The organism is Pseudoalteromonas sp. SWYJZ19 (assembly GCF_015864375.1).
GTDB classification, from domain to species: Bacteria; Pseudomonadota; Gammaproteobacteria; order Enterobacterales; family Alteromonadaceae; genus Pseudoalteromonas; species Pseudoalteromonas arctica.
In genome coordinates this window covers 17,801-36,274 of the sequence record NZ_JADYXI010000027.1, presented here as the reverse complement: position 1 = coordinate 36,274, position 18,474 = coordinate 17,801, and the positions used below count along the sequence as shown (strand labels likewise).

The 18,474-nt window shown below is 39.3% G+C and carries 12 protein-coding genes and 1 pseudogene; all 13 read right to left on the bottom strand.

All coding sequences use genetic code 11. From position 1 onward, the window contains the following. Positions 1-566, bottom strand: a pseudogene (locus I6F45_RS19290) (hypothetical protein); the annotation flags it as partial. Positions 567-662: 96 nt separating this feature from the next. Continuing rightward, positions 663-1,649 (bottom strand): hypothetical protein, encoded by a 987-nt coding sequence (locus tag I6F45_RS19285; protein WP_197161726.1) that lies wholly within the window; start codon positions 1,647-1,649, stop codon positions 663-665. Between the two features lie 335 nt (positions 1,650-1,984). After that, on the bottom strand, positions 1,985-3,154 hold the full coding sequence (locus I6F45_RS19275) for a hypothetical protein (protein ID WP_231609718.1): 1,170 nt from the start codon (positions 3,152-3,154) through the stop codon (positions 1,985-1,987). Positions 3,155-3,338: 184 nt separating this feature from the next. Then, on the bottom strand, positions 3,339-3,953 hold the full coding sequence (locus I6F45_RS21470) for a hypothetical protein (protein WP_231609717.1): 615 nt from the start codon (positions 3,951-3,953) through the stop codon (positions 3,339-3,341). 430 nt (positions 3,954-4,383) lie between these two features. Further along, a complete protein-coding gene (locus I6F45_RS19265; RefSeq protein WP_197120046.1) occupies positions 4,384-5,307 on the bottom strand; it encodes a hypothetical protein in 924 nt (307 codons plus the stop codon). A 4-nt stretch (positions 5,308-5,311) separates the two neighbouring features. Beyond that, positions 5,312-9,151, bottom strand: a complete 3,840-nt coding sequence (locus I6F45_RS19260) for a hypothetical protein (protein ID WP_197161723.1) — start codon at positions 9,149-9,151, stop codon at positions 5,312-5,314. Then, positions 9,148-10,173, bottom strand: a complete 1,026-nt coding sequence (locus I6F45_RS19255; RefSeq protein WP_197161720.1) for a DUF4150 domain-containing protein — start codon at positions 10,171-10,173, stop codon at positions 9,148-9,150. Before I6F45_RS19255 ends, I6F45_RS19260 begins: the two co-directional genes overlap by 4 nt. Continuing rightward, positions 10,170-11,069: a hypothetical protein gene (locus tag I6F45_RS19250; protein ID WP_197161717.1), complete on the bottom strand. Its 900-nt coding sequence runs from the start codon at positions 11,067-11,069 to the stop codon at positions 10,170-10,172. Before I6F45_RS19250 ends, I6F45_RS19255 begins: the two co-directional genes overlap by 4 nt. After that, complete coding sequence (locus tag I6F45_RS19245; protein ID WP_197161714.1) at positions 11,059-12,090, bottom strand: DUF2169 family type VI secretion system accessory protein; 1,032 nt, start codon at positions 12,088-12,090, stop codon at positions 11,059-11,061. The genes I6F45_RS19250 and I6F45_RS19245 overlap by 11 nt, the downstream gene beginning before the upstream one ends. Continuing rightward, the gene (locus tag I6F45_RS19240; protein WP_197161711.1) at positions 12,080-13,240 is read right to left on the bottom strand and encodes a hypothetical protein; all 1,161 of its coding nucleotides are present in this window, start codon (positions 13,238-13,240) and stop codon (positions 12,080-12,082) included. The genes I6F45_RS19245 and I6F45_RS19240 overlap by 11 nt, the downstream gene beginning before the upstream one ends. Before the next feature lie 4 nt (positions 13,241-13,244). After that, complete coding sequence (locus I6F45_RS19235) at positions 13,245-13,661, bottom strand: hypothetical protein (RefSeq protein ID WP_165729459.1); 417 nt, start codon at positions 13,659-13,661, stop codon at positions 13,245-13,247. A 17-nt stretch (positions 13,662-13,678) separates the two neighbouring features. Beyond that, a complete protein-coding gene (locus I6F45_RS19230) occupies positions 13,679-15,700 on the bottom strand; it encodes a type VI secretion system Vgr family protein (protein WP_197141948.1) in 2,022 nt (673 codons plus the stop codon). Between the two features lie 25 nt (positions 15,701-15,725). Then, positions 15,726-18,461, bottom strand: coding sequence for a type VI secretion system ATPase TssH (gene tssH / locus I6F45_RS19225; protein WP_197161708.1), 2,736 nt, complete (start codon positions 18,459-18,461; stop codon positions 15,726-15,728). Between the last annotated feature and the right edge of the window lie 13 nt (positions 18,462-18,474).

Here is an 18,474-nt window from a genome sequence, read left to right as displayed (position 1 = left end):
TGGCTTATATAGGGTACAAATCCCATTACACCCGGGCGTGTTGCAACCATATCTAAATGGCATACAATATCAGCCCACTTAAAACAACAATTACCCTGCTCATCACGTGCTTCGCAACCAGGGATTGGATAAGTAAAGCCTACTAGCTGCTTTTGTCTATCAAAGTATATTTGTTTTTTGGGGATGTAACTGTCTGTTATTGATAATAAATTAAGAAAAAACAGGTTCCAAGAAAAAGTAAGTATAGGTATCCACCATTGAAATTTTTCACCCTCTTCGTAAATAGGTAGAGATAAAACACTTATTAAAGTCACAAGACTCAAAACAGCCCCTATAATTACAGGACCAAAAAGTACAGCTCTAGCTGGACTATTTCCGCACATTTCTACTTTATATCGTTCTGGGTGCTTTTGTATAACTTTCTGCTTTTTAGAGGGCAGGTCATACAAGTAACATAAGCCTTTAAACTTTTCTTTAAGACTATTTAATCTCTCAGGATAAAAAAAACGATTGAACCGCGTTTTTTTAGGCATAATATCAACGGCTAGGTAGTCATTATTTTGCATCAGATTCCTTTGATAAACAGAGGCACTTTAAGGTGCCTCTGCTTAAGTTCCTTTTCTGATTGTTAAAGCATCATGGACTCTGAAACTTAAACAGTCTCACGGAAAGCCGATAAAAAGTTGAATCAATAAACGCTTTACTTTATATTTCCACGTTAATTGCTCTATGCGCTCAGGCTCTGCTTTCCAATGCTGCCAAGGTTTGATTACTTCTTCCTGCTCTCTACCTTTCAGCCAATCATATGGAAAAGCATCTTCTAAAATTTCGTCCCTAATCTCAATTTGCTGTTCAATTGAAAAGTCTACCCAAAAGTCTGAAGGACGATTATTTTGTTTATCAAACTCTGCTGTAATTGGATCTGAATGACGGTGTTGTTCATATACAGGCACATCGGGCAATGGCTTACTTAAATCCATAAAACGTACATAACACTCCCACAATAAATAACAATGCACAGGATTAGCTGAAAGCTCAACAACAGAACCGGTTACTATTGTTTCAGGGTACTTTTCTTGATCAATATGACTAATTTCTGGAAAGTAATTCATTACACCCGGCGCACCCATTTTCGAGGTTAACCTGCAAACAATCTCCTCCCATTTAAAACAACAGTTACCTAAGTCATCTCTTTGTTCACAACCTGGTATATCAAAAGTAAACCCGACTGTTTGATTTTGCCTGTCGAGATACATCACCCTATCTGGTATGTACCTAGCGAGAATAGGCAGTAAATTTAAGAAAAGTAAATTCCAAGAAAAGGTAATAAGTGGAATCCACCACTGAAACTTTTCACCTTCGCCATAAAATGGAAGTGATAAAACACTAATAAAAGTAATAAGGCTTAGAACCCCTCCTATAACCATGGGCCCAAATAATACAGCTTTTATAGGGTTATTGCCGCAAGGCACTACTTTGTATTTTTCGCGATTACTTTCATATATTTTGTTTGTATCAAGCCAATCATATAAAAAACAGAGGCCTTTGAATTCGTGATAAATATTTTTTATACTACGGTATTCAAAAAAACGATTAAACTTCGTTTTCTTTGGCATTATTCCAACACCGAAGTAATTATTATTTTGCATCAGGTTCCTTATGCAATTGCTAAATCAGGTGAGGCATTTTCAATTGGCTTTTCAAACGCATCAAAATCTATTGGTAAGGTTAAATTTTCGTTGTATATAAGTATTGGTGTTATTTCAACATCAAACACACTAATACTAGGAGATTCAATTTCAAACTCATAAACTGCAGCATTTAAGCTCAGGCTATTATCATCAAATTCACATAAATATTCTTTAGTACCTTCCGAAAGTTAAACTAGACCGAAAGTTAAACTAGACAGCCACTCTAATTGTGTTTTTAAAGTTGATTTTTCATAAAGTAAAACAGCGATTCACACTAACCGCTGTTTTTTACATCACCAAACTTCATGTCTGTTTACTTGGCAGTCATCAGGGTCTAAATAAGGTTTTAGCTCCTCAGGAAAGGCGTGTTTTTCTGTTATATCTTTATCGATTTTGAAGTAATGCTCTATCGATTGATATAAATGAGTGCCAAGTGGAATTGAGGTATCCATAAAAGTCATGGCTGTGGCGTATGCCAGTGAATCCCATTCACGATTTGAACCACCTACATAAAAAGTAGGCTTGGTAAAGCGATAATGTTTAGGGTACTTTAACGGCACCATAAGAGACACAAATACACGTGATCCACCGCGGGCTGAACCGACATTACGCTCATTTGCACCATAGCAAACAATATCTTCGTAGGGTAAGTAAAACGGTTTTCTAAATAATGTATGCGGAGTTTTTACAAGCCCAGTATGGCGATTAAAGTAAAACTTATCTCGGTGCGATAAAATAGCTCGGTGTTTCAGCATATAAAAACCAACAATAAACATAGGTGCATATATAGCAAATGGCACCCACCGATAATCCTCCCACACAAAACCAATAACAACCAAATCAACGAAAAAGAACATAACTGCAGCGACCATTAACAAGAAGCTTAGAGCAGTAAATAAATTTGACCACCCTCCAAACCATGAAATAGCCAGTTGTTGCCCATCGTTGCGAACCCAATGTCCCTCAAGTGTTGAGCCACTATCTGGGGATTCAAGCTCTGCTGCATATTCATCAGTAAAACGCTTACTTTTAAACGTGCGGGTTTTAAACCCGCAGCCATTGAGTACTTCCGCTTTTTTTAATCGCGTTTCATAGCTGTCTTTATGTAAGTAGTCTCTTGGCAGTTGCTCTTCGTAGGTTGCTCTATTATCACGGTATCTTCTTTCGTTTCTAGTTCGCTTTCGTATTTCAGCCACTTTCTCGGGGTTATTTTTTCTAAACTCTTCTCTTCGCACCACCGCTTTTTCATCCAAAGCCAGTTGCTTTATGGTTTTATCTTTTGCTCTAGCGGGGTCTCGATTTGGGTTTTCAGCGCACCACTGTTTAATTGCGTTAATACGGTTTTCTCTTATTATTTTTTTTCTTTCTTCGTGAGTTAAACCGTCTTCCTCTTCAGCAATGAGGCGATCAGCTAGCTCATTGAATATTCTTTCTTCCTCTGCGTTTTTATCATCTATGTTCATAGTTACTCCTTTAACAATCTACTTCTTATAAATTAATTACTGCTTGGCTGAACACTTGACCAATGCGATGGCTATACTTGCGGTCATCATTAAAAAATGCAGCCCTGATTTTTCACTCTCATTGTGATAATAAAACTAGACAGCCATTCTTATTATATAAACTAAATCCCGCCATAAAAGGTACTCAGGGTATCCCACACGTTAATTGCATAAATAAACGTTTCGCTTTGTATTTCCAATTAAGTGTTTGTTTTCGCTCGGGCTCAGGCGTCCAGCGTTGCCATGGTTTGGTGATTTCAGGGTGTGGCTCGTCGCTGTACCAATCTATTTTGTATGCCTCAGCATAGAGCTCATCATATATTTCGGTTTGTTGTGCAAAACTCATGTCACGCCAGTAAACCTCTGGGCGATTGTTGTGCTTATCAAACTCAGCGGTAATTGAGTCTAGATGCCTGTAACCCTCATATTCAGGTATATCAGGTAATGGCTTTGTTTTATCCATAAAGCGTACTAATCGTTCCCAAAACAATAAACAATAAATTGGGTTCTGTGCTAACTCTGTCACTACAATCGTCATTTTTGTTTGTGGGTATTTATCTATGTTTTTATGGGAGAGTCTTGGAAAAAATGCTCGCGAGCCCGACTGCGATGTACTTTCGTTTATTAATGAGCACTGCATATCTCGCCAATCAAAGCAGCAATTACCAAATTCATCGCGCTCGTCACAACCAAGAATATTAAAGGTGTAACCGACTTTACCTGTTTGACGATCAAAATACGCTAACTTAGGAGGCGCCATCCGATCCCAGAGTGGTTGGAGATTTAAAAATATAAGGTTCCCTATAAGCACCAAGGATAATAGAGTCAGCGGGTAAGGTTCCGAACCAAATGGAAGCCACCATAATGTAAATAACCCTATAAAAGAACTACCTGTGAACCCTAAAAACATGGGACCAAAGATAAGTGCTCTCATGGGATCATTACCGCATGAATGGGCTTGAAAGCGATGTGGTTGTGCCTTTAGGCCTAACTTATCGATATATAGCCAATCATAAAGAATACATAATCCACCAAATTGTTTTGTAAGACTTTTATTTGTCTTAGCATTAAAGTATTTATTAAAAATTGTTTTTTTAGCCAGCGGGCCACCTAAGTAATTATAAATAGACATATTATTCCTGTAGCACCCACGGGTTAGGGTATGTAGGGTTGCCCTTTATTTTTCTTAATCACAAAAGTAAAATATTAAGCTCATAAGCACGTTTTATATTTTTCTCTAATAACTCAGGGTCATCACTAAAGGGAGCAATAACATAATTAACATCATCCATCGGGTATTTTTTTTCACCATCAATATCCGTATGAAAAACATATTTATAGTTATTTTTTATCTCAGGATCGAGTTGGTAATTATTCATATAGGGGCCAATTTTATCGCCTTTCCAAACTGTGCTGCACCCTTTATCTAGATAGTATTGAACTGAAGGTAACATTGCGTAAGGGATAGGTTTATTTTTATCCATATATTCATTTAATAACGTCCATAAATTACAGGCTTGATCGTAACTATCAGCAAACGCGACTATGTATTGGCAATCCCTTTTACCATGTTTAGGGTATTTTTTTGGGATTAAACTTGTAACAGGCATTCCCCTTCCTAAGCTAAAGCCTAACGAGCCTCGATACATCTCAACTTCTTCGAATGGGATCACAAGTTCAGGGTTACCACCAAATGCAGGGAAATTTACATTGCCGGTTTTTCGGTCAAAAACGACGGAGGTTGCTCTTGGGATTTTTGCTTTACGATGGTAAATAAAAGCAATAATTAATAACAAAACTTGCCCTAGGATAAACAAAGGGTGAAAAAGAAATGAGTCTAAGAAGTGTTGTAAACTTTTTGCTTTAAATAACCCAAGTATTTGCATTACTGTCAAAATCCCAAAAAATGTTAACATCAATGCTACAGTAGCTTTTTGGAAAGTATCCCTCATACTTCCCATTAGTAATAGGCCATAATAACGGCCATCAGCCCCAATCTCATCTTTTTCTCCTAGCAGGTTGTCATAATTGACGTCTACTTTTCGGTAATACTTTCCCATGTTAGTTGGTTTTTTAGGGGGGCGTAATTCTGATACTTGTTCGGTGTTTATCATAATGTTATTCAAGTCCTAATTCTTCTTTTAGCGCATAATTCCATAGTGATAAATTCACTTCTGTTGTGAGCCATTTATTTGGTTTTTCAAGCTCGCCGTACTCATCGCGTTTTGATACTGGTAAAATAAATTTATTATCTTCAAAAGCAGTGCTCACTGACGCACCTTTACCTTCTGGATACGTTTTCACTCGCAGTCTAAACGTGATTCTGGTTGTGTTGAGTGCTTTAAAGATGGCGGCGCAGTTATACTGATTTACATCGAGCCGTACACCTTGCCCACTTGATAAATCAGTCACTAACACATTATCCCAAAATGTTTGTCGCCAATTTTGACCTTGCCCAACGCTATCACCTAAAACGAGATTTTGGTATTCATCATTCTTTTTATCTCTTTGTTTAACGTCAAGCTCAACATCAATGAAATTAAACACCGTGTTTGTTGGGCAGGTTAAAATTAAATATGCTTCGGTGGGATCTTCATAGGTAGTAATAGCACCTCGCTCAGTTGCAATAGTATGTATATCTTGCTCTTTTTCTACATTATCACTGTGTACTTGTGGCGCTATGGTTAATTGCGCAAAATCTTGTAGGGCATAATCAGGGCGTGTTTTCCAACTACTACTGTTATCATCGCCATAGGCATCTGTGCCCCACGGGCTGATTTTCATCCAGGCTTCTATTTCATCATCAACAAATAAATAGTAAATAACAGCGCCAACCAACACAATAATCAGGCCAATCCAGCCTAATCGTGAGCCCACTTGAATACCTAAAAGGAGGCCTCTTAACGCGATAACATCACCCGCCATCATCAGAGTAAAGCCCACCCCCATGGTAAATAGACCAAACGCGGCGTCATTATCGCCACGTTTAATAGCATCGTAGCCATCTATAAAACTAGTAATACCGCTGTAAATTGACGCAGCAATATTCGCGGCATACATATATACAGAGTACCAATAAACCCTATCGACTCCTTTGGGAACACTTAAACCTTTACTCAGTCTTCTAAGCTGTTGCTCTGTTGGCAAACCGTATTTCATTACATACGCTTCACGAACGAGAGTCAGTACCACAGCAGTAAAATCGAGTGCGCCACCGGCAAATACTTTTGCACCTTTAGCTGAAAGCTCAAACTGCTCAATACTTCGGGTTAAATTAAGTAGTTCAAATAAACCAACTGCGCCCAAAATACCAACATTAGCCCTACTAAGAGTGTTAACAGATGCATTTGATAAAAATTTTTGATTCGCTAAATGCTCAGTCGCCGTTGCAAGTTCAGCTAGTTTTTGATTTAAACGTCGACTGGTGCTTACATCATCCGCTAACTTTAATTCATTATTTTTTAATTGCGCAATTTCACCTTTTAGTGATGTAACATTTAGTTGCTTTGCAGCAACCGTTTCTTTTAATGCAATAACATCTAGCTTTAGTTGTGATGCGCCTTCCCCCGCTAAGACACCTTGGGCTTTATCTGCTATGTCCAGTAGATGGGTTAATTTATTTCGCAAGTGCATAACATCATCAACAGTTGTATTGATTGGTCCACGTGCGGTAATAATCTTTGTACGGCTACGGTTTTGCGCACGCACTACCTCCCTAATTTCTTTACTTAATTCTTGCGCAATCTCAGCCCTTACTCTTGCATTTAGGGGAATAAACCCTTTGGAAAACTTACCGTTATGATAATCTTGGGCAGTCATTTCAAGTACAGTAAATTGACCACCCTCTAATTGATTTATTATTCGTAGCGCTGCCATTAAACCTTTATTTTTACTTAACTTAGCACTGCCCGTTTGCGCTAACTCTAATTCAATATGAGCCAGCTTATTATTTATATTGCGTAATGATTTTTGTGCTTTATTTAGTTTGCTATCAACCGCGCCCAGTTCAGCTTTTAGTTTGTCAATTTCAGGCTTAGCTAAAGCATGTTGCCTTCTATATTCCGCATCTGTTTTCTCTAGCCCCTTATTTTTATCTGTCAATACTTGCTCTGCTTGACTTAACTTTGCTTCTAATTTCTGCTTCTGGGCAGTTTGTAATTCAGCTTGTTTTTTTAGCTGCTCTTGTTGTGTTACACCGGCTGATTTTTCGTTTTGGACTTGTTTATTAAATGCAGCGGCTGTTTGTGCTTGCCCTTGATTAGCGCTTGCGATGAGTGATAAATCTAAATACCCTGTCGCCATGCCCATTAGTGCTTGCGCTAGTCGCCTACCGATTTGTTCAACGGCTTCCCTATCACTTCCGTCAAAGGAATTATCCTCTGCAACCATCTGGATGCGTTCAATACTAAATTTTGGGTTGAACTTATCACTGTGATCTTCTGGATCTAGTTCTATACCAGCGGGTTTAGTTGCTGTTGCAGGTTTTTTCGGCTTACCAAAAAATAATTCAGAAATAGGATGCGCTGGCTCTGATGGGTGCTCACCTACTAGCTTTAACATAATAGAGGAGGTAGTTGTAGATGTTGTAAGGTTATCCCAATCCTCTTTATCGAGTATGATTGTTGGAAACTGACTCGCTGGGTGAATTTTTAATACTAAAGCAATATCTTTTATTACATCAAAGCCCGTCGCATAATGTGCGTTGTAATGATATGCAAAATCCTCCATACAATGCACAAACTTAACAGTGTTAATATCTTGTTCTAAAATTTCGATAAGCACTAGCTGCTGACTTTTTATCTCATCCGCTAGGGCTAATAAACGATCATATTTTAAAAACGCTTTTAAGTTTGTTTCATTTAAGCAGCTAGAACGCCAATTTTTTATTTTATTTGCAAATTTGAGTTGCTCAGCTTGGAGTCTCTGCGCGTTTTTATCACCTTTGATGGTAATATCACCGTCTAAAATGGCATCATTCATTTGATAAAAACGGTTTATCATCTTTTCAGCAAGTTCGAAGTTTGCTTTTTTAATGGGATCTTTAATAATTTCTTGCCCATCGGGGCCAAGCTCTACACCTTTTACCTCATAAAGTGTACTGGCAATTTCAACTTGTAATTTTAAAATTGCATCAACGTAATTTCTAACAACAGACAGTCCATTATTTAAAATAACTTTAGCGAATTTATCTGCTGCGATATGTGGGATTTTACGGTGAATTTTCGCACCATTTTTAATAATACCCGTCTGTATGAACCCATTTTCAAAGTCAGATAAATTATCTAACTTTTGCATTCTTTTATTACGAGCAGTGGTTGAAACATCTCTATCTGGGCAGTCTCTTTCTTCACTGCTTAATGGGTCACCATAATTTAGCCTTGGATCTGATGGATTCATTCCTCCTAACTTTAAGATTTGTGACCACGACCATTGCACTTCTGAGAATGCCATTTCAACAGAGCACTGTACACCTTTAATCTTATTGGGGACAATGATAGAACTAAGCGCTTGCCCTGTTGCGTCTCTTCTTCCTTGTTTTGCGTACGCTTTATTTTTATTTTTTTTCCATGGTAAAAAGCCTTTCTGGTATGCTAAATTAACATCCCTAAATTTAACAACACCACATTCTTCAACAATAACCTGTAGCTCACGCCATAGGTAGCCATCTACATAGACATAGACATACCCATCAGATAAGTTAGAAATATAATCATCGCTTTCATCCTTTGTGTCGAAAATCATTGGGTAAGTACACACCAACTCTATATCTGCAACATTCGTTTGCTGTGATCTTGCTTGATATAGAGGAATTTTATAAACTTTATCTGTTTCGTTTGGATTTTTTTCATCACGAATAATCAGCGATAAATTTTCTTCGTCAGAACCAATTCCTTCAAATACAAGCTCCCGATGCGCAGCTTTAGTTATAACTTGATCTGGGCTACAAATATCACTCATATTATCGACACTCCATCTTCATCTAACTTTTCTGATCCTGATATTTTTATGACTATTTTTTTACCGGCTTGCTGGTCAGCCAAACTATCCCTCATTTCTACACTCAACCCTCTAGGTGATGCGCCACCTGATTGCGCTAGCGGCATAGGCGGGGTGTTTTTTGAGTTTGAAATCATTAAGTCGCCTTGGCGCACTGCGGGTTTGCCTTCAATGAGCACATTAAATGAGCCTATTATAAATTCAGCTTTTCCATCGTTAGTGCCGCTCATTAGGCCTTTTTTATCACCGGGCATATCACCCATACTTTTTGAAAAATTACTTTTGATGTTAGCCGCGCCATTTCCGTTAATTTTTACTGACCCGGCAACACTTGCTACATCGCTTGCTGCAGCCATATTTGGATAAGGTATTGGGATAACACTTGGGCCTACCGTCGTTAAACATACATCTATGGTGCTTAGCTTGCCGCCACTACTTTGGTGCACTGCAGTGCGGCCATTAATTAATACATTTTGCCCTGATACTGTGGCTACTTGCGCTGCTTGCGATTGCGTATCTTTGGTTAATTGCTCTTCGCTGCCGGCTTCCCACCCTAAGTGGCTCGACACTAAATCTAAAAATGCTTGGGCATTGGTAATAGGTTTATTAACGTCCATACCCGTTTGTGGCTCGTTCCACGGCAAAATAGGTTCGTTTTTTTCATCATCCCATTCTGGTGGTGGAATTATATAGTCGGGTATGAAGGTGTTTACCATTTCGCCAAGTGTTTTATCGCGGTATTTAGGGCGTGCTATTTCATCTAAAAAAGCAGCTTCACCGGCTTCTCTGTCTTCAAAAATAGCAACATTGCTGGCTTTACCTAATGCGCCGTTACTTCGTGCGCTATTATTAAGTCCTAACAAAGTTGGGTTGTTGTGTCGCCATGTTAACGATCCACCTGAGCGCACATCGGCGGTTAGCGCGTCTACATCGTACTGAACACTACCCGCTTGTTTACCTGCGGCTGCATTAATGTATGTCATGAATTTTCACTCCTTGAAATTTTTATTAGTTGCTCATTGGGTGAATTAAATAATAAAAACACATGATTTAACCCTTCACTTAATGGGTTATTTAAATAGCTATGCGTAAGTACTAACCCTGTTAGGTTATTAGCAACACCTTGATAACCTATTGTGTTGTTTAAGTCTGCAAGCTCTAGTAATTCATCTTCTGGGGTATATAGCGTTTGTGTATTAGCAAACCATTTTTTTTGCCATGCTAACGACTGTTTACCTGCAAATAAGTAAGTATCATTAACGCGAGCTTCTGCTTGGTTAAGCTGCTCACTTAATTCGCCATTAAAAAGCTGTGCTTCTAGCCCACCTTGCCCATGTGTAAGTAATGCACATCCACCTTCACCATTAATTATACCTGGGGGGCCATTTAAAACTTGCACTACATTATTTTTTGCTTGAGTACTCACATACTGGTAACTAACGCATGAATCTACGGCGATAATGAGGGTATCTGGCGCTATGCTTTTTAAATCAAGCGTTGTAGTTTGTATAAAGTCAGGGACTTGCTGCGAAATCACCTCAGCTAAAAGCTCACTGAGTGTATCGTCACTTATTACTGGGTTGTTTGACTCATCCTGTGGTAATACAAACACTATTTGGCTTATGCGGGATGTTTTTCTAAGTGTTGTAATATCAATATTTTCAAGCAACTGACTTAATAACAGTAAGCATTTGGTTTGCCTATCAAGCTGAGCAAGCTCTTCTATTTCTACCATTATGTAGGGGGCATCTAAGCTTATATCGCAACGTATTAGCGCTTTACTCGGTTTAGAAAACAACATTTGATTTGCAACAGCAGTATACAAGCTACTTGGTGTACATCCACTGGCATTTATATGGCAAAGTACATCAAACTTCATTGTTAGTTTCCTTTTGCGCCACGACTAACTGGCTATTTGCGCCTACGTGTATTGCGTCAATATAACCGCGCCATAACAAAGAAAAACTCTGCGCGTCAGAATCAATAACCAACGTATCGCAGCGCAAACTAATGGTATGTCTGTTTAATGTGTTAACTAGCTGAACAATAGGCTCTTCAAAGGGAAGCTCAACTCGCTGATGCTGCCCATAAGCTTGTAACGGGTATAACCCAGAAAGCGAAAAAGCCCACCCTTGTGTAAACTCTTTTTTTACTCGCTGATCTAGCGGTGCCATATTATTAAAATGTTCATCAAGCACTGTTTTAAACGGGTAATTGCCTGCCATAAGTGCTTTTTGATCGATGTCGGGCATAAGTTCTATTCGCGGTGACCAATGTGATGGTATAGCTGAAAAGCTTGCAACTGGGGTAGTATGGCTCGGTTTACGAAGTAGTTGGTTTGCGTATTCAATACAAGGTAATTGCTGCCCTTTTGCTTGTTTGTTTTTAAGCTTAAACCCTCTCCCTATCGGATTTTCAAGCAGATAATTAGACTCATCGTTAAAGTCTTTTCCACCAAAAGCATTGCTGTAATTAATGGGTGTAGGCTCAATAATATTAGGATCAGTTGCAACAGGCCCAAGTAAAGAGCGCTTCCAAAAGCGTGCGCCAGTTACACGTAAACGCTTTTTAAATAGTGGCTGCGTTTTATTATGGAGACCAAGCTCTACTTCAATTACTCGCGCTTGTTTGGCTTTAGGCGGGTAGGCTGTAAAGTCGCCATACACTTCAAATCCATGCTTAAAAGCTACTTGTTCGTTCACTTCACTCAGTGGCGAATGTGCGGGGTCGCCATCGTAGTCATCAGCTACAACAATATCGGGGCCGGGCTCGTTTGGTGTTACATTGCCTTTTTCGTCAAATTCAAAGTTTTGTTTTACAAGGACAACTTTAGCCAACGTACGGTCGCTCAACCAACCATCAAAAAAGCTAGCCTGCCAAGGAGAAAAGTTATTCAGCACTTGAGCTCTCCGCTATAACACTTTGCCATTGTTTGGCGCTCGCTAATACATGGTACAAACCACAGGCCTTTTGCAAAGAATAATGTGGTGCTACAACGCGTTGCACAACTTCACCTGCAAGCATTTTTAATTTTTGTTTTGCATTACTGCACACAAAGCTAACGCCGTTTAATAATTGATCCCCAGGCACTAATGCAAACGCTTGCCTTGCATGCTCTGCATCGTCAAGGTTTATGCCGCTGTGTACATTTTTTTCGTTATTTGGTTCTACTACAGTTACTTTGTTTGCTTGGGCAAGCGCTCTGTTAGTAATAATTAGCCATGCTGCGTAAGCTGGTTTTTGAGTTACCCCATGCGCCATTAAATTAATAAATAAAGGCAATGCGCGCTTATATACAAAGTGGCTTAGTACATGCTGGCAAAGCCCGGGGTTAGCTTTACAAAAAAGTAGGCAAGGTTCATCCCAGCGCGGATCGTTAGTAAGCCCTGCTAGGGCAAGTAATTTTGCTTTTTTGTCGTCATCATTTGTTTTAGCAAATACTTTAAATAGTATGTCTGATAAGTTACTTGTTTTATTACAATAGGCATTCACGAGTGCTGCATAAGCAATATCAAAGTTAGTATGTAACATGGCATGGCTAAGCTCTGTTTCGCTTAAGTGCTGTGAAAAAAGTAAAGTAATCGCGTTACTATCAAGCTGTTCTTTTTCGTTGAGTACACTATTACGCAGTGCTTTATTATCATCTAACTGCCAATAACCAAGTAAGTGCTGTAATACACTGTAATAACTTAAATGTTTATCCGACTTTAAAGCTAAAAAAGTTTCGCCGCTGTTAAGTTCACTTTTTAAATTAAGACTTTGTAGCAATAGCGTGTAGATACTTTGGTGCTCTGGGCTTTCTATCGCAAGGGTAATAAATTCATTAAGCGCTAAATGACTTACTTGTGTTAAATTTTTACCTGCAAAGTAATCTGTGGGTGCATCACTTTTTAAATCGCTGAGTGTGTATAAATGATTTAGTAATTGGCTTTCAATTACATTGAGTCGAGCAAGCGGATAAACACCTTGCGCTTGCAACTTTTGTTTGTGTTTTAATAGAGTAGTTAAACGCTGCTGATGCTGCTTAACTTTAGCGACTTGAGCAAACATAGTGTTAATTGAGCCTAATTGGCCAGCCAGCCAAAGTAAGATCTTGCTCGCTATTAGCCGTTATATCTCGCCCTTCGAGCACTATCGTCCCGTCGGCAAATACTTCTATCGTCCCTTTAGCCGTTTGAAGGCTAATACTTTGCTGAGCTTCAATAACAATATGGCCTTGGCTATTTTGAATGAATGCAGCGGGTGCTTGATCTTCATTTGCAAGTAGGCCTGTTACTATAAAGCCCTGTGCAGTATGGGTAAGCAGTACTGTGTCGCCCACTTGGCATGGTGTTATATGCGCCGCTTGTGCTACCACATTATGTTCGTCGTTATTTATTGTAACGCCTTTAACTCGGCCAAATTCATCAACTTTACTTACAGGTGCAAGTTGCTGATCGTGATTAAATATACTTTTAACTTTAGCGTTCATTAAATTACTCCTTTAACTTAGTTATTACTAATTGCACTGCCTTTAATTGCTATATTAGTGGCACTTAACGTTATATTAGTGGCATCAATTGTGAGGTTACCCGCAGCATCAATTTCTATACTTGCGCCACCTTGACTTAACTGAATTGAACCCTGCCCATTTGCTTTTATAGTGATGTTACCGCCACTATTTAGCTCTAAATCACCTTGAGGTGCTTGTAGCTCAAGGTTGCCGTCTACCGAGTAAACGCTAATGTCTTGCTGCGCTTGCATTTTAAGCTCATCAGTTGCTGTGAGCTCTAAGTTACCGTCAGCCGCTTGAATACGACTATTTGAGGCTGAGTTTAGAGTTAAATCCGCAGCCGAGGTAACTGTAATATCTCCCTCGCGGGTTTGAATTTGCAGATTGTTTTCTACTCGGGTTGTAAAATTATTAGCGACTGTAAAGTTTGCGTCGTTCTCGGCAACAAACTGAAGGTTTTCTTTCGCAGAAATTTTAACATCACCATCAACAGACTTTAACATTGCCTGGTGCGCACCATTTGTTGCATCGAGTATTAATTGGTTTTTATTGTTTTTATTGGCAAGGCTTATCTTCTCTTCGCCTTTTTTGTCATCCATTACAAAGCTGTGCCCAGCTTTAGTTACTAATTTGTTTTCAGTTGGGTTTTCGCTTGTAACAGGGTTTGGAGCATTTTCATTATAAAGTGCGCCTAAAATTATAGGCCTGTCTAAATCACCATTTTCACCACACACGAGCACTTCTGTACCTTGCGTTAGTGGAAAATGCATACCGTGCCCGCTGCCGCCGTAAGGTTGCATTAAACGTGTAGGACGGCTTTCTTGGCCTTCTCCATCTTGATTAAACGGTAGTTTTACTACGTAGTTACCTTTGTCGTCAATTTCTTGCTCAATTAATGCATTAAACGTTGCAAACACACGTCTCGCTGGGCGTAATGGAGCTTTATAAGGCTGGTTAACACTAATTAAATAAGCTTGGTTTTTATACGTTAAGCCCTTTACATTAGAGCCGTATTCAACCGAAGCACTTTGGCTACCTTTGTGCTCTACACGCGTCACTAAATACTGACCATCATGCTCTGGGTGGTCATAAATATTTAAACGCATACCAGGGCGAAGCGCCCTGCAGTCTGTATCTATTATTATTTGCTCACGTTGGCAATCAAACGCTTGCTGTCTGATAGTTGCTAAGTCTTGGCCTTCGTTTGATTGCCCGTAATTATCACCGTAATGACTATCTTCACCAAAACCAATAACTGACGCACTGTTATTTTTTGAAACTTGCAAATTACCCGGAGCTTGGTAGTTGTAATCATCTAAGTGCGTGCTTTGTGGAAATAATTGGGCCTGTCTACTTATAGCAAAAATTGACTCACTCGTTCTTACTTGCCCAGATGGCGGTACATAGCTTAGGTTTATTTCATCAAACTCTTGCGCTATACCATTAGAATCATTGCAAATATACAATGTACATTCACCACCCGTTTGCTCTACAAAGCTGTATACAAAACCGTGCTTACGCATTAAGCGTGTTACAAATTCGTAATCAGTTTCGTTGTACTGCACGGTCATATCAAGCATGGTTGAGCTTGCTTGCACATTTAATTTTTGCGCAGGGAAACCTGCTTTTTCAAACACGCTCGAAATAATTTTACCTGCATCCATAGCAGTAAATACACGGTTAGAATGCTGATGCTTAAGTAATGTTAAATGAGAACTCATGATCAAAGTATAGTGGTACCCCTGATGACTTTGACCATGCGCTATAAAACCACTAATTAACCCTGATATAGTCCGATCTAACATTGACCACACTAGTGATAACGATACATCTTTGCCTATTAGCATTTCAGATGTTAAATGCTCAGGGCTCAATACTTGGATTTTAAATTCATAGTCTTCACATAAACGATCGTCTCTAGACTCAAAGTCGGTTACATAGACCATTCCGTCAGGCATGCCTTGTATAGCAACACTAAAGTGACTTTTATTGGCCTTGAGTTCGTTAAATATGTCCATGAATCCCATTTTTACGTCCTTTTATTTAAGCGTTATCTGCAAATGTCGCTGTAATTTCGTCTTGTTCGTCAACAGCCAGCGTTAAAATATCAGGCATGTCTTCTTCTGCCATAAACTCTAAAATTGATTTAGCGATACCAGGGAGTATTTGCTGCTCTATAACTGCATTTACCATACGTGCACCACTATCAGAAAGCGTACATTGAGTAGTCAGTTTTTCTAAAACACTGGCATCTACTCGTAGCTGCATTTTGTGGTTTTCGTGCAAACGTGTAGCAATAGCTTCAAGTTTCAGGCTAACGATAGATTGCAGTGCTTCTGAATCAAGCGCTAAGTAAGGTATAACTTGCATACGGGCAAGCAAAGCCGGCGCAAAAAAAGCAAGTAGCTGCGGTTTAATTAAATCAGTAAGCACACCGATTGATGGTACTTTCCAAGGTGTTCCGTCTTCATTTATAGGTGCTTGCGTTGGATTTAGCGCTTCGTTAATAGCTGCTTCTTGCTCGCTTTGCTGTACCTGTTCTTCCTCATCATCTTGAGGACTTAGGTCTATAACTGTAGGCGGTGTACACGCATCGATTAACTCTGCTGAGCCTAAATTAGATGTCATGATAATTACAGTATTTTTAAAGTCTATTTCACGCCCTTCACCGTCACGCATGGTGCCACGCTCAAATACTTGATAAAACATGTTCATTACATCTTTGTGCGCTTTTTCAACCTCATCAAGTAAAATTACTGAATATGGACGCTGCCTTACCGCTTCGGTTAATACACCTCCTTCTCCATAACCAACATACCCCGGAGGTGAACCTTTTAATTGCGATACAGTGTGCGACTCTTGGTACTCACTCATGTTTATAGTGGTTAAAAACTTATCGCCACCAAATAATTGTTTAGCTAAGCAGCGAGCGGTTTCTGTTTTACCTACACCTGAGGGGCCTGCCAATAAAAATACGCCTAGCGGACCTTCATCGTTACTTACGCCGGCTTTACTCACCCTTAGCGTTTGCGCTATTTTAGCCAATCCTGCCTGTTGCCCTATAACTTCTTGGCTAATTGTGGCTTCTAGGTTAATTAAATTACTAATCTGATCTTTTACCATTGCCCCTACAGGCACACCGGTCCACTGTGAAATAATTTGTGCAACAGCATCTGCATCTACTTCACTAAATAAGCCGTTGTCTTGTGTATTTTGCTCTTTAAGCGATTGGCGAAGTGTCAGTAATGATTCGCTATCAAGCTCTTGATCAGTTGCCTGCTTTATCTCGTTAATTTGACTCAAAGTCGAAATTTGAGATTCACGCGAGTGAGTAAGTTGCGCCAATTTATTTTGTGCAATAACCAGCTCTTCAACTAAATGGGTAAGCTTATCTTTATCAACGACTAAACCTTGCCCTAGCTCTACATTAAGGCTATTAATTCTGGTTTCTAAGTAATTAATATGCTCGCGCTCAGACTCAATAGCAGCAGGGTCTGTAGCAAACGACATACGTACTCTTGCCGCTGCGGTGTCCAATACATCAATAGCTTTGTCTGGTAATTGGCGGCCTGTTATATAGCGCGACGATAAAACAACAGCAGCTTCTATAGCATCATCCGTAATTTGAATATTATGATGCTCTTGATATTTATCTTTTAAGCCTGCAAGCATTAATTGAGCAGCTTGCTCTGTTGGCTCATCTACTTTAATAAGCTGAAAACGGCGCTCTAGTGCGGCATCACGTTCAAAATATTTTTTATACTCGCTCCATGTTGTAGCCGCAACGGTTCTTAATTCTCCGCGCGCTAATGCTGGCTTTAATAAATTTGCCGCATCACTCATGCCTGCATCACCACCGGCACCAATTAAAGTGTGTGCTTCATCAATAAACATAATTATTGGTGTTGTTGAATTTTTAACTTCGTCGATTACTGTTTTTAAGCGGCGCTCAAACTCCCCCTTAACACCAGCTCCTGCTTGCAATAACCCCATATCAAGCACTAATAAGCGTACGCCTTGCAAATCACTTGGTACTTGGCCATCAATTATGCGCTGGGCAAAACCTTCAACCACTGCTGTTTTACCTACACCTGGGTCACCCACTAAAATAGGGTTGTTTTTTCTTCGGCGACATAACACATCAACCATCATACGGATTTCGTCATTACGACCGAGAACCGGGTCGATTTTACCCTGTTTTGCTTTTTCAGTTAAATCTTCACAGTACTCATCAAGCGCAGCTGTGCCTTGCGATGAATCTGCTTGATTTGCAGACTTTGATTTAGCCGCTATATTTAAACGCTCTGAAGATTGCTGACAAATTTTATCTAAGTTTTCAGCTAAAAAACGTGAATCTATTTTATCCAGTAAAGCGGGTAATTGAAGTACAGGGCTGTAAGGTAATAACTCTGTTAATGAGTCAATAAGTGCAGCACCGGTTATAAAATCACTTTTATGCTGAACATTAGCACTTAACCATGCACGCTCTAGCCATTCGTATAAACGGCGAGAAAATGTAGGTTTACTTTGATTACCGGCAGGCTGTTTATTTAAAAAGTCTAATAGCTCGTGCCATACTTTATCTTGATTAATATTAAAAAAATGAAAAATGTGCTCAAGGTCACCATTACTTCCTTCTTCCATCAACTTAATAAGTAAATGCTCAGGAAGCACTTCAAAATGACTACGACTACTCGCAAAGCCAGCGGCTGATTCAAGTGCTGTTGCGGTGTGGCCATTTAATTTATCTATGAGTTGTTTTATACCTTTAGCATCCATTTTTTTATCCTTA

Excerpts from the sequence above, each read along its gene's own strand:
- I6F45_RS19285 (WP_197161726.1), bottom strand. The coding sequence starts at position 1,649 with ATGCAAAATAATAATTACTTCGGTGTTGGAATAATGCCAAAGAAAACG.
- I6F45_RS19275 (WP_231609718.1), bottom strand. The coding sequence starts at position 3,154 with ATGAACATAGATGATAAAAACGCAGAGGAAGAAAGAATATTCAATGAG.
- I6F45_RS21470 (WP_231609717.1), bottom strand. The coding sequence starts at position 3,953 with ATGGCGCCTCCTAAGTTAGCGTATTTTGATCGTCAAACAGGTAAAGTC.
- I6F45_RS19265 (WP_197120046.1), bottom strand. The coding sequence starts at position 5,307 with ATGATAAACACCGAACAAGTATCAGAATTACGCCCCCCTAAAAAACCA.
- I6F45_RS19260 (WP_197161723.1), bottom strand. The coding sequence starts at position 9,151 with ATGAGTGATATTTGTAGCCCAGATCAAGTTATAACTAAAGCTGCGCAT.
- I6F45_RS19255 (WP_197161720.1), bottom strand. The coding sequence starts at position 10,173 with ATGACATACATTAATGCAGCCGCAGGTAAACAAGCGGGTAGTGTTCAG.
- I6F45_RS19250 (WP_197161717.1), bottom strand. The coding sequence starts at position 11,069 with ATGAAGTTTGATGTACTTTGCCATATAAATGCCAGTGGATGTACACCA.
- I6F45_RS19240 (WP_197161711.1), bottom strand. The coding sequence starts at position 13,240 with ATGTTTGCTCAAGTCGCTAAAGTTAAGCAGCATCAGCAGCGTTTAACT.
- I6F45_RS19235 (WP_165729459.1), bottom strand. The coding sequence starts at position 13,661 with ATGAACGCTAAAGTTAAAAGTATATTTAATCACGATCAGCAACTTGCA.
- I6F45_RS19230 (WP_197141948.1), bottom strand. The coding sequence starts at position 15,700 with ATGGACATATTTAACGAACTCAAGGCCAATAAAAGTCACTTTAGTGTT.
- tssH (WP_197161708.1), bottom strand. The coding sequence starts at position 18,461 with ATGGATGCTAAAGGTATAAAACAACTCATAGATAAATTAAATGGCCAC.